This is a genomic window from Tunturiibacter empetritectus (assembly GCF_014201375.1).
GTDB lineage: Bacteria > Acidobacteriota > Terriglobia > Terriglobales > Acidobacteriaceae > Edaphobacter > Edaphobacter lichenicola_D.
This window is the reverse complement of the sequence record NZ_JACHDZ010000002.1, coordinates 173,064-186,326: the sequence shown is the minus strand read 5'-3', so window position 1 is coordinate 186,326 and position 13,263 is coordinate 173,064. Positions and strand designations below refer to the sequence as shown.

6 protein-coding genes are annotated in these 13,263 nt (G+C 54.1%); all 6 read right to left on the bottom strand.

Features of this window, described 5'->3' with window-relative positions:
- Position 1: 1 nt before the first annotated feature.
- On the bottom strand, positions 2-1,075 hold the full coding sequence (locus tag HDF10_RS06805) for an aminotransferase class V-fold PLP-dependent enzyme (RefSeq protein WP_260177706.1): 1,074 nt from the start codon (positions 1,073-1,075) through the stop codon (positions 2-4).
- A 125-nt stretch (positions 1,076-1,200) separates the two neighbouring features.
- Positions 1,201-2,055, bottom strand: a complete 855-nt coding sequence (locus HDF10_RS06800; protein ID WP_183811863.1) for a tryptophan 2,3-dioxygenase — start codon at positions 2,053-2,055, stop codon at positions 1,201-1,203.
- 240 nt (positions 2,056-2,295) lie between these two features.
- On the bottom strand, positions 2,296-5,454 hold the full coding sequence (locus HDF10_RS06795; protein WP_183811861.1) for a S9 family peptidase: 3,159 nt from the start codon (positions 5,452-5,454) through the stop codon (positions 2,296-2,298).
- Positions 5,455-5,635: 181 nt separating this feature from the next.
- Complete coding sequence (locus HDF10_RS06790) at positions 5,636-6,715, bottom strand: VWA domain-containing protein (RefSeq protein WP_183811859.1); 1,080 nt, start codon at positions 6,713-6,715, stop codon at positions 5,636-5,638.
- A gap of 7 nt (positions 6,716-6,722) precedes the next feature.
- Positions 6,723-9,887, bottom strand: coding sequence for a hypothetical protein (locus HDF10_RS06785; RefSeq protein ID WP_260177705.1), 3,165 nt, complete (start codon positions 9,885-9,887; stop codon positions 6,723-6,725).
- 590 nt (positions 9,888-10,477) lie between these two features.
- Positions 10,478-13,057 (bottom strand): beta-glucosidase, encoded by a 2,580-nt coding sequence (locus HDF10_RS06780; protein ID WP_183811857.1) that lies wholly within the window; start codon positions 13,055-13,057, stop codon positions 10,478-10,480.
- Positions 13,058-13,263 lie beyond the last annotated feature (206 nt).

Here is a 13,263-nt window from a genome sequence, read left to right as displayed (position 1 = left end):
CTTAGACTGCTGCGCAGATGGATGACAGGGTGGTTGCCACTTTGCGTAACGCGCTGTCTGGCGTGAGGTAGTCGGGTGAGAGCCTCAACCGATTACCGCGTGCATCTGCCGTAATGCCGGTGCGCTCGAGTGTTTCTGCCAGCGACACCGCTGCAGGGCTTTCTATCGTGAGGAATCCACCGTGCAGGTCGTCCGCGCCTTCCGCGGTAATTCCGACATCGGCAAGATATCGTTTGAGATGACTGAGGCGGTCGATGCAATATTCCCGGATTCGGGCCACTCCCATCTGAAGAGCGAGTTGTTGACCAGCCCTTGCCTGATAGTAGGTCAGAATCGGTGGGGTTGATTCAAGGAACGCATCTCCGCCGTGTGCAAAGCGCGGTGGATCGGGTCGATCATAGAGAAACGGTTCGTCTTTGGCGAACCAGCCGATGTCGATCGGCCTTAGACCGCTTGAGAGAGCGTCCGGAGATAGATAGAGAAACGCCGCCCCAGGGCCGCCGCGTAGATATTTGTAACTGCCCCCGATCATGAAGTCGGCCTTCATGTCGGTGACAGCGACTGGGAATACCCCGACGGCGTGGTAAGCGTCCACAAGGAGGCGAGCGCCCGCCGCATGACATTGGTCGGCGAGAAGATCAAGATTCGGAACGACTTGCCCGGTCATAAACATAACCTGAGAGATGACGACGAGATCCGCCCCATGGTGGACTTTCTGGATCAGTTGCGAAAGATCCATGGCACCATCAGGCGCTTCACAAGAGACGAACTCAAGGTTGATTCTTCCTAAGGCTGCATAATGCTTGAGAATTACATCAATTGAATCGAACTCTCCTGTCGTAGAGACGACGCGGGGAATACCGGGAAGCGCGTTGAGAACTGTTCGCAGTCCTTGTCCTGCTGAAGTTTTTGGGACTATACAGTCGGGCCTGGAAGCGCCAATGAGTTGAGCGAGTCGCGCGCGATGTGCATGCTCTTCTTCGAGCCAAGGGTCCCACGCCTCTCCAAGCTTAGTTTGCCAGAGGTGAAAGCCTTCGCGAAGATCCTCCTCTGTTTGATTGAGTGGACGGCCCAACGAATGATTCGCCAGATAAATACCGGGTGCTGCGAGTGTGTTGGAGAAGAGCGGAAAGACATGAAGGCGCAGAGCATCTTCTGTGAGCGCACCTGGGCCTATGGCTGCGAGAGCATCTGTAAGACTCATTCCCGTGGTGCCTCGGTCCGCGAAGCCAGAAGTTCAGGAAAGAAAGTTAGCTCCAACGCCTGGCGTAGAAAGCCTACGCCCGAGGAACCGCCAGTGCCGTGCCGAAAGCCGATGATGCGTTCGACGGTTTTGAGATGACGGAAGCGCCAGAGTTGAAAGTATTCCTCTACGTCTACCAGCTTCTCGCACATCTCATACGCCGCCCAGTGTTGTTTTGGGTTGCGATATATTTCGCGGAAGACTTCTACGAGAGCCTCATTCCTGCTGTGGGGCTTAGACCAGTCGCGGGCGCGGCATTCGTCGGGAATGCTATAGCCATGACGAGCAAGATACCGTAAGAATTCGTCATACAAGCTGGGAGATTCAAGGGTGCGCTTGAGGTCGTCGTGGATCGTCTTGTCGTGCGCGAAGACTTTGATATTATCGACGTTCTTATTGCCCAGTAGAAATTCAAGTTTGCGATATTGAAATGATTGAAAGCCCGAAGCACTTCCAAGGACGGATCTAAACTCCATATACTCAGATGGCGTGAGAGTTTCGAGCACGGACCACTGCTCGAAGAGCTGCATCTGAATGAGCTTCACGCGCGACAGAGTTTTGAGGGTGGGTGGAAGTTGGTCATGGCGTATGTGGTCGATCGCAGCAGTAAGCTCGTGAATCACCAGCTTAATCCATAGCTCTGAAACCTGGTGCTGAACGATAAACAACATCTCATCATGATGCGGCGGTTGTGATAGCGGGCGCTGTTGCGACAGCAGGCCGTCAAGGGATAGGTAGCCCGAGTAGCTCAGTCTGTCAGAGAAGTCGCTTACGATGTTTGGTTCGACAGGGCGTTGATTGGTATTTGTCATCTTCACCTACATTCGAATACTAACTTCCCCGCAAAAAAATTTGCGCATGAAGGTTTGGGTGACGATAGCAACCCGCCGGAGGAAAGTAAAGGCCAGGACACGTGGATCCGGAACACGTTTGGGAAAGGCGTCTCCCCTCGCGAGCGACGCGAGAAGTATCCGGTGCAAAAACTTTCGGCGAACGGCAGAAACCCCGTCAATTTGCGTTATTTGTAATCGTCGCTACGAAGGAAGTACTTATCACCGGCTATGCATTGACGTACCAATGTTCAACATGACCTCGTTCGACTGCACCACCTGATTAGTGTCGACGTCTCTGCGATACACTCGCACCGTGTACCGACCTGGTTGGCTCAAGTTTACCAACCTCGACAAATGAGCGGTCTGTGTCAACGTTCCGCCTGACGGTACCTGGTCCACTTTGAGAGGGTCTGAAGTACGTAGACCACCAGCGATATTCTCTCCCATCAGGCGGCCCGCCGAATTCCGCACCAGGAAAATAAACGAGAACTCTGGATTGTCTGTTCCCACTCGATGAGAAAACGGGATTGGATGATCTGAGACATTCGTCAAAGTAATCAACACGCGTGCATCTTCTCCAACCCGTAGCTCGTCAGCAGGAGCGTTGATCGTAATCGCAAACGATCCCTGCGACCTGTTGTGGATCGCAGACGCAACTGTAGCCGGAGCCGTCTCCGACTTTAGAGGGGCTGCTGTCATGATCCTCGGAATGACCGGATTTGTTGCATGAAGATCAGGTTGCGGCTTCGGTGTCACAAGCGCGTCAGGCGTACCTGCGGGAGCAATCGGGGGAGGCACGGCGTGCGAACTCGAATGCATATCCCGAGGTGCGGTTGTCACCCACGCGGGTGCAGCTGGCATAGGCGTAGGTGCCAGTTGAATCTTCAATTCCGCTGGCTCGACTGATAAGGAGGACTTCGGCTGGGGCTTCGCAGGTCCCGTCATAGTCGATGCTGCAGACTGAGATAAGGCCCGGATGGGCTGGGGTTTCAGTTGTAACGTCTTTGGCTCGGAGACGGTTGCCGTCAACGCAGGCTGGGAAGAGCCCGCTGCATATCTATTTGTTCTCGTCCACCGATCGCACCAGTCTGCCACTGACTCGTACCACAGCCTTGAGTCTTGAGGCCGATTTAGCCAATGCCCCGTCTCAGGTAGAGACAGTATGCTGCTCTGCACGTTCAACTGCTGGAGTGCCTTAAACAACTGGGTCGACTCTGACACATCCAAGCGGTTGCCAGAATGAACTATCAGCGTTGGCGTCTTCGCGTTTCGGATCGACAACATCGGTGACCACTTTTGGGAAGGATCATGCGCCGAAGATTCATTCCGTGCGCTCTTCACGTCCTTTGCGTCTTTCGCAGGAGAATTCTCCACGTTGAGCCGCGGCTCCGCCGACGTCCCGTATTCGGCGTCGGGATTGAATATCCCATCCTGCGTCACGATACATGCAAATCTGTTTGTGTGCGTTAGGATCCAATCCGCCATGAACCCGCCGAAGCCTGCGCCAAGAGCGCACTCCCGCGTCTTGTCAATGAAGCCATAGTGCTGCTCCGCGTAGTCCATCCCTTTCATCAGGTCGACGTACGCCTTCCCGCCCCAATCCCCGTTCATCCCGTCGATAAATGCGTGGCCGTATCCGACGGATCCGCGAGGATTCACCATCACAACAACGTAACCACTCGCCGCCATTAGTTCCGGGTTCCACCGGTAATCCCAGTTATCACCCCACGACCGATACGGATTCTCATGAATCAAAAACTTTACCGGGTACCTCCGTGCGGAGTCGAACCCCGGGGGGCGAATCACAAATCCCTGCACTTTCGCGCCGTCTGCTCCCGTAAACCAGAACGACTCCATCTTCTCGAGTGCAATTCTGTCCAGCAATTTATTGTTCAAATGAGTCAAAGCTTCGGGCACAACAGGGACAGCACTATCTATCGGTGGAGCCGTCTTGTCCGCCGCCATCGCTAGCTTTAGACCTATTGTCCTCTTTTTTACCTCAGGGTCTTCGTCGGCGAGGATTCTGAGGCTGGTACGAAATATCTCAGACGGCCGCTCGACATTCATTGCACTCGAAACGAGCCACGTTCCATCATTTGAGATCTGCAATTCGCTGAAGTTGGATTTCGCCTCCGACACCAGCAGAGTCAGATGGCCGGTCGGTACGGCGACGTAGTGGATCGTGTTTTCGTCTGCCACCGCGGCGGAATAAATTTGTCCCTCTCCACGATCATGGATTGCAAAGAAGATCGATGCCGAATCGGATGCCCAAGTAAATTCATTGATCGAGCGATCGAAGTGCGGCAGAACAACGCTAGTTGTCCCCATCTGGCGATCGAGGAGCATCAATCGAAACTGGGCGCTGCTGTATTCCGCACGCGCCTGCGAACGAAACGCCAGCCATTTACCATCGGGTGAGTAGGCTGGCGCATCATCATTTTCTGCCGGTCTCGAAACCTTCTCCGGCCGCGACCCCGCGTTATTCAGTCTCAATATAAAGACCTCGTTGTTTGTGGTCGCAGCAGAGAACCTGTTCGAGCTGGTGACAAAAACAACCTCCATCGAATCAGGAGCCCACGCATAGCCGATTCGTCCATCCGACGAAAACGCAGCAACGTCCGCGTTCCCGATGCTTCGGTGCGGCGTCAGGTCGCGTATCGCGGCGGCATTCGCGGCAAACACCACTAACATGTGGCTGCGTTTCGGCCCAACCTCGTGATCCTGGCGCAGGTACTGCAAATGGTCTAAAGCCTGCGCCTTCGTGGGGCTCACTCCAGTAGCCTCATCCCTGGCTTTATCGCATGCCTCTTCGGTTGCCCACGCCGCTTCATCACTACATTCCGGATATACCTGCGACGTAAACAGTATCCGTTGCGAGTCCGGGGACCATATGGCCCCATCGGCCCCTGTGATCACATTCGTCAGGCGCTTCGGCGTGCCGGGCTTGCCTGCCCTATCGTCCCAGGGTGCGACAAAGATCTGCGAATGACCCGTCTGCTCGTCGTTCGCCACGAACAGCAGCGTCTTCCCATCCGGCGATAACCTGCCTCCGGATTCTCCATCCTTGGTAAACGTGATCTGCCGCTCATGCGATTCAGACGCCGTAGCTGCAGTCGCGGCTTCCAGCGGCACCACCCAGAGATGGTTGACGATCACATTTCTGTCAAGATCTGTCTCTGCCACCGAGAACACCACCCACTTGCCCGATGAAGAAATCTGAGGATCGCTCACCTGCTTCATCCGCGCCAAGTCCTCGAATTTTATCGGCCGTTTGGCCGCCGTCGTCTCCGCCGCTACGCCAACCTGACTCCAACCCCAGGCCGAAGCAAAGGCCACCGTTGCGGTCAGCAGCGCCACACGAATTACTCGATCGCTCATCAGGCCAATCTACCCCTCGCGCTGTGTAGTTCGATCCTACAAACGGATTACGCCGCCTTGGAAAGGCCAGATGTACACAACGCTGTGTTTAGTAGAAATTTCACTGGACTCACGCATTTGCCCACAAGATGGCGAGCTTTTCCATAACCGCGTGCAGGACGATCCGTGTTCTCCGACTGGATCACTGCGAAACAGGGTCCAGCCCAGGCAACGGTAGATTGTCAGTAGACGGTGTCTGCTGAAGGAAGCGATACCCATCCCGAGTCCGGATGTGATACTTTTGCAGGTTTTTGCCAACGAGCTTTACCGTTATCGTGCGCCAGCCCCGATTTGGATTGGGTTGGGGATAGTAGCTGAGAGTGTAGAGATGAGCCAGGTCATCCCGGATGGAGGCAAACGCCTGTTTCTCGTCTCTCCAACTCTTCGAGAAATAAGCTTTACCACCTGTGACCTTGCTCATTCGCTCAAAGACAGCGGTAGAAACTGGTTCATCTTCGGCTTGCTGAGTGCTGATCATGTAAATAATTGTGCCGGTGGATTGAGCCAATTCCGCTACGTCCTCGGGCGGCACCAGGCTCGCATTGTCTGGACCATTAGAAAAGACAACGATAGCTTTTTTTCCGGTCAAACGAGCGGCATCCTTTACCGTCAGCAAGAGGGAGTTATAGAGTGCAGCGTCATCACCAGCAACCGTGTTGCGAACGCCACGCAAGACTTGCGACCGATCGGACGTAAGTGTAGATACGCGGGAAAGATCTCGACTATAGGAATAAAGGGCCACCTTGCTAACGCCCTCGAGAGATCGAATGAAATCTGCGATGGAATCCTGAGCGAATACAAATCCCCGGTACATGTAGTTGCTGGTGTCAAAGAGAATAAAAACGTTAGCCCCCGCCGACCACAAGTCTGGAGTCTTCCCTTGATCTCCGGTAGTGGATTTCTGGACTATCGTTACCGCACCTTTGCCAGTGTCCTGGGAAGGGTGACCGCCAGCCGGAGAAACGTCAATCAGTCTCCGAGGTGGTTCGTTCCCCTCCTCGAAGGTGGCAGTTTTTTCAGAAATTTTATCTTCGGTTATAGAGAAGTCTTCTGGACTGAGACCGCTAACATAGTTCCCCTTTCCGTCAGTCACGGCAACATTCAGCTGCACAAGAACGACGCTTACGCGAATGCGCGAGGTATCATTCTGGGCAGCGCCAGAACCGTCGCCATAGAGAGGGAATAAAAGTAACCAGAGAAATAGAAGATGTCGTTTCACCATACTCTTCCTAATGTGTGTTGGCATCGGTTCCCGTCCGCTCCGACAGAGTAGAAGTAATATTGACCCCTGGGACCCCGGCAGTTTTGCTCTGTCGAAACTCATCTCCTGTTTCTTGAATGGCACGAAGGATTGCAGGCCAATCGTCGGGCTCGGTCGCAAATATCTTACTGACCGCACGTCGGCTCAGCTCCGGGACAAGGCTGTTTAGCGCCACAGGGGAATAACCCATCTCATCTGCCAGGCGAGCCCAATATAAGTTGCTGGACTCCCAAGACTCTCCAAACAGGCGGCTGGAGTAGGAGCCAAAGAAGGGAAAGGGTTTTACATTCAGCAGCTGGCATGCGTTCGTTCGGGCCATCGTAGGATGGGGCACGCCGAAGTCTCTTGAGAGATGCTCCCAGCTTACCTCGGCTGGGTATTGTCGTTGCAGCTCCTGAAGTTGTTGACCTGCCGGCCCCCACGAGCTATTTTCTTCGGGAAACCTACTTTCATACTCGGCAGCAACGTAGGCAGTCTCGGCTGGCGTCATTTGCGGAAGCACCCCAGCTACATCTTCCGCACGAAACAGTGACTGCTGAACTCGTTCCAGCCGTTGCGATGTCAAACGATCAGAGAGGATGGCGATAACTTTCTCCCTGATCTGGGCGTTTCCTGCAGAGGCTGTCAACAACTCTTCTCCAGACTTCTGATAAAGTGTGGCGGCATGAAGTTCAACCGGGGTCACGCTCCACCAACGCGGAAGCGTGGCGCCGACCAGAAGTTCCGGCACTAAATCTTTCCAAATCAGCGCTTGTATATTTTCTGGAGCGATGAAGTCCTGCTCCGTCGTTGCCAAGGCATAAGATAGATCGACTAGAGATCCGACGAGATACGCTCCACCGCCGGCAGGCGATCCCGCACCCAACAGTATGGGAGCACTCCAGAGTCGATCCGGGCTCTGTATCGAAATCCCAAGAAAGTCGTGCGAACGGACGAAGAGCGGATTATGGTGAAGCATTTGAGCGCCGGGGGGTTCATAGTACGCGTAGTTCAAACCAACCAGAGTGTCCCTCAAAAACGGCATGAGCTGGCCACGAGCTGTTTCGAGCTGCGCGTGCGAACTTTTCTCTTTAATGACCTTCGTCAAATCCGTGCGTACCTGCAGTTCCGCGTGATGGGCGGTGTAGTTCGGAGGTGCCCAACTGATTTTTTCGCTGTTGGTGAAGATCGGGCGTGGCAGGTCAAATTCCCGGAGCTCTGCTGCAAGTGGAAGCAGAGCGTCGCTTTTGCCTTTCCCCTGCGCCATCTCTGCAAGGCCTTTACTAAGGGCGAATAACGTATCAAGAGAAACCAGCCGCTGGTCTTCTAGAACCGAATTGATTCTTGCAGCCAACGCGATGTGCTCGCGTAGTCCGTCCGGGGTCGCTTGACTCGGGCCTGCAAGCAACTCAACGAGTTCTTCTTGAGAGGAGTCCACCTTCGAGCCAGCCGCAAGCAGAAGTTCCTGAAGGGATTTTTGAGTACTGTCGAAGAGTTGAGTAGAGGAAGAGATCGCGGTGAATGGCTCGATCACTTTCTGCCAGGACGTGTTCAGTTCGGTCTCGGGAATTTGTCCTTGCCGGGCAAGGATCTGCCAGAGCCCGACGGTTGCTTGAAATGCTCCCAGGGCATTCCCACGCAGTGTCTGATTTGAAATTTTTTCGATCACGTCCGTAGATTTCATGAAGCTGGCGATGCCTGCGTCGTTCAGGGCCGGAAACTCAGCGAACATCAGATACCAGTTGTTCAGTTTTGAAAATCGATCGGCCAGTTGACGCACTGTCTCGGGAGATAAGCGGTTCGCCGGCTGTCGTCCGCGGTCTAATTCACTCAACGTGAGATAAATCTGGAGCGGTCCGTTATCACTGTCTATTGAGGAGAGTGCAGTCATCGTCTCAAGGAGCTGTTCCGGGCGATCCCAGCTCCGGGCTCGCTTGACCCAGCTACGAACGGTTTTGGAGTCGGACTTTTGGAGAAGAATCTCTTTCCAAACCTCGAGATTTCCCGGTACGTGTGGGTCGCCGTTGGACTCCCATTGAATACGCGTAAAGAGCACTAACAGGTCGGGGGCTTTTGGGAATACTCCGCTAACCGCATTGGTGCCATTGGCCCCTTTGCGAAAGACGTCGTAAAGTTGCTTCAGGCGCGGAGGTTCTGTAAGGTGCACCTGCTGCGTCCGGCTGACACGGGACAAGGTATCGAAGTAGGCAGCAAGCCAGCCGTTATCCTTTGCAAGCAAGTTGGTGACGAACTCTCCCGACTTCTCTGGACTAGCACCGACCAGTTCCTTCCAATCCGCGTTGACAATCTCCCCTCCGGGGACAACTACGCGCCCAGAGCGGATACATATCTGGCTCCCATAAAAATCCAGGATGCTTCCAAACGGAAGCAGTTTCCTGAGGCCCGGCGAATTCCGCAATGCGAGGCTGGTCTCGTCGTCTGTTTTAGCTAGGGCCCAATACAGGCGGGCCACGGAAGGATCGCTGAGTAGCACGTCTAACAGGCTCCCCGAGCTTGTCTTCGCATTTTGGCTTAACCCAATCCAATCGCCTTCGTGGAAAAGGGCCGGAACTCGAGAAGCTTGATACGGATACGTGAATGGAGTGCCTTTCTGGAGAGCTTCTTCTAGTTCGACCAGAGGAAAGCCCGAATCGATCGTAAGAAAAGCTCTCTCCGGGTTTGCCGTCTCTAACGTGAAGTTTTTCTGACCGCACCCTTCCCGAAGACGATAGCCGAGGATATGAACGAGGGTACCAGCGTCGTCGCAGCCGGCGACCCGGATCGTACTGCTCGCGCCTGCCAGAACTTGAAGCTCTCTCGCCTGATTCACATAACGATCAATCAAGATAAGGAATTCGGTCGGGCTGCTCTGCTGATAGCCACGAAGATAGACGTTTCGGGCTAGTAGAGCCAGCACATCGTCCTTGGAGACCTTCTGACTGATACCGGCCATGCGGAGAAAAGATCGAAGAGGGCCGGGGATGGTGACATTATCTCTTTGAGAAGCTGGCGTCTTTGTAGCCAGCGACTGGGTGTCCGCCGAAGCCGCTGTGGACACCGCCTGGATCGTACTGCCGGGGTGAATCAGGCAATAGATACATAGACATAGCCATCCCGCTAGAGAAATGGGCGACAGACAGAACGGAGATTTCATCGCTGGACACCTTCTAAGAAGCTGGAAGACTAATGGTGCCGATGACAACGGGCGTAAACCCAATCAAAGAGCGAAATTGACTTGGATGTAAAACTAAGAAATGGGACTTTACACTAAATCGCGTTGATTCGCAAATCTACGGGGAGGCAGATCCCCTATCCGGCTATGCCTCAACACTTTGATCAAAAGATTTACGGTCGTGCAGTGTTTGGAGGGTACTGTACTACCTCTGCACCGCAATTTGCCAGAGTGAAGACATAAATTTTACAATTCGCTCTTTTGGAACAGATTCAGCCACGCGGCATCTCTCACACGTCACCCACATTGTGATCTTTTTATCAGCTTTCTTGGCGCATCGGTCGATTCGTTCTCTCTAACCGATCCAAGTCCGCTTTCTGCCGCGTATTCAGAATGTCTGTTTAGCTACTGCAGAGCAGTGGAGAGGTTTCATCTGTGGCCAAAAGTGATCAGGGAGACTTATGGTGCGACTTCAACTACAACTACATCGTCTGCAACCGTTCCCCATTACGACGAACGATTGCAGGCAGCTTTTCTTCTCAGTAAATTTTGATGCGACCTTGATCAGTCGGCTACTCGCTGATGGATGATGTCAAAGGCTTTTCAAGTCTGACTGTAATCTTCTGCCGGCTGTCTTGTGAGGAATCGCCCAACGTTAGATCATATGCTCCAGCGTCTGCCCGCCAGCTTGAAGACTTGACGTCAAAGTAACTGAAGCTGCGAGGGTCAAGGCCAAACGAGACGTGTCCTGTCTCGCCGGGTTGCAAAACAATCCGTTCGAACCCTTTTAGTTCCTTTGACGGGCGCTCAACCGTGGCTGAAGCCTGACCAACATAAAGCTGGGCCACAGTTGCGCCTGAACGACTTCCCGTATTTGTGACATCGCACGTTACCGTCATGTGGCCATCGACCGACGCAGTGCTCTTTAGCTTGCTGAAAGAGAAGGTCGTATAGGAGAGGCCAAATCCAAACGCGTACTGTGGCTCTACGTGATTGTGCTCATAACCGCGGTAGCCCATAAAGATCCCCTCTCGATAGACGATTTTGTTGGTGCCGGCGTCCGGATAATAATTGCGATAGCTAGGATTATCCGTGATCTTTTTTTCCCAGCTGATGGGCAAATGGCCGGAAGGATTATCTTCGCCGAAGAGGAGGCGAGCCGCTGCAGTACCACCCTCCTCCCCTGCATACCAGGTCTCGAAGATTCCCTGAACCTTATCTTTCCAGTTTGAAATATCGACGCTGCCACCCGAGGTGATGAAGACGATTGTCTTTTTGCCGAGGGCGGTAATTTGCTGGATAAGCTGCTCCTGGCCGACGGGAAGCTCGAAGGTGCGGTCTCCACCTTCCGACTCGGAGGATGCATTGAAACCCACGGCAAGGATGACCGCGTCGGCGTGCGAAGCCATCTCTATGGAATCTTTCTCTACGATCGTCTTGAGAGGAGCAATGCCGACTCGCATACCGGAGACGGAACCGATCTGCTGGGAGAGTTGCTCCAGAACCACCTTATGCGGAGCCTGGGTGAGGTCCAAAGTTGTTTGGTTGAGGATGTATTTGGGGACTACGGAGCTGTCGAAGACGATCGCGTCGTCCACAAGAAGCCGATATTTCCCATCGGTCTGGACGAAGATCACGAACTTGCCTGCCTCGGCGGGGGTGTAATAACCGGTCCAACGGCTGCTGGTTGTGGTGCGTACATAGGGAGATGCGCTCTTGTGGGAGGTAAGCGCATTGAGCTCTTGCTCTTCAGGTTCGCGGCGAGTGGAACCAGCGGTCAGCATCGCCGTCTCCGTGACGGTTCCAGTGATCTCTCCTTCGAGGTTCGCTTTCGCGAAGGTAATGTGGGTAACTCCCGGTGTTGTACCCTGCGCATCGGTTGTGAAGCGCGTCAAACGTGACATCTGATTGACGCTATGGAGGCCGCGAGCGTAGAGAACTTTTGTCTGGGGGCCAACGAAGTTGCTGATGCCTACCAGGAGATTGGTGTTGGCAAAGCTGACTACCTCGCCGCTGCCGCCGCCGGTAGTGACGGTCTGGGTTGCCGTGGGTCCAATGACTGCGATCGTTTTGAGCACGGCTTTGTTAAGAGGGAGAGCGTTGTTGTCATTCTTGAGCAGGACTGCCCCTTCAAGCGCGGCCTGCAAAGACGCCGCGCGGCCCTCGAGATTGTAGCGAGGGATACTGGTGTCCATCTGTGGTCGGTCGAGCCAGCCGAAGTCGACTGCTACACGGAGGATTCGGCGCACCTTCTCATCGATCTCAGCCTGAGTGATGGTGCCATCTTTCAGTAGTGGGAGTATTTTTTCTTTGGAGAAGTAGACGCCAAAGGGCATCTCGAGATCAAGACCGCCTTTGACGGCAGCAGCGGTGTCGTAGGTTGAGACCCAATCCGACATAATGATCCCCGGAAAATGCCACTGATCCTTTGCGACGGTGATATTGAGACGCCCGTTCTGCGTCATGTGCTCGCCATTGGTAATGTTGTAGGAGTCCATGATCGCGCCTACCTTGGCCGTCTTCACGGCAGCCTCAAAGACGGGCATGTAGATCTCACGAAGTGTTCGTTCATCGATGACCGAGTCTGAATCGTGGCGAAGATACTCGGAGTTGTTACCCAGGTAGTGCTTGACGGTCGCCGAAACTCCTTCCTGCTGGACGCCTTGTATGTAACCAACGGCGATCGCACTGGCCAGAAAGGGATCCTCGCCGAAGTATTCGAAGCTACGACCATTCATAGGCGCACGATAGATATTTACGCCTGGGCCGAGGAGAAAGGCCGCGCCACGAGAGCGTGAATCGCGACCCAGTTGCTGGCCGACGCTAAGAGCGAGCGCCCTGTCCCACGAAGCCGCGAGACCAATGCCTGCGGCATACGCAATAGTGGGCGCAGGGATGTGTGCGCCCACAGGACCGTCCGCCATTTGGAAGTAGGGGATATCCAGTCGCGGAATGGAGTGGGTCCGAAAAGGGGTGTCGCCACCGATGAGGTCGATTTTTTCATCGAGCGTCATCCTGGCAAGGAGATCGTCGACGCGCTTGTCGACAGCTTGCGGGTCGGTGCCAACGAACTGTGCGGAACTGGAAAGACTCGTCAGAAAGAGAGCGCCAACTACGATGGCGTGGCATGTGAAGAGGGGACGGTTGCGCATAAACATTTCGAGGAGCTCCGGCCTGAGTGAATTGGGTTCTCGCAGAAACTTTTTGCATTTCCACAGGAAGGAAATGACTGATTCATTCCTTCGGAGCAAGTATATCTATAGATCGTGCGCTAAGAGTTCCGCTACTACCTACCGCTCATCTACAGTTTCGCATTGCCATCTTACTTCTCCATGCTTCTGTGGATCTCCGAAGATTT

What these genes read in the sequence shown, in the direction of transcription:
- HDF10_RS06780 (WP_183811857.1), bottom strand. Translation starts at nt 13,057, where the DNA reads ATGCGCAACCGTCCCCTCTTCACATGCCACGCCATCGTAGTTGGCGCT.
- HDF10_RS06785 (WP_260177705.1), bottom strand. Translation starts at nt 9,887, where the DNA reads ATGAAATCTCCGTTCTGTCTGTCGCCCATTTCTCTAGCGGGATGGCTA.
- HDF10_RS06790 (WP_183811859.1), bottom strand. Translation starts at nt 6,715, where the DNA reads ATGGTGAAACGACATCTTCTATTTCTCTGGTTACTTTTATTCCCTCTC.
- HDF10_RS06800 (WP_183811863.1), bottom strand. Translation starts at nt 2,055, where the DNA reads ATGACAAATACCAATCAACGCCCTGTCGAACCAAACATCGTAAGCGAC.
- HDF10_RS06795 (WP_183811861.1), bottom strand. Translation starts at nt 5,454, where the DNA reads ATGAGCGATCGAGTAATTCGTGTGGCGCTGCTGACCGCAACGGTGGCC.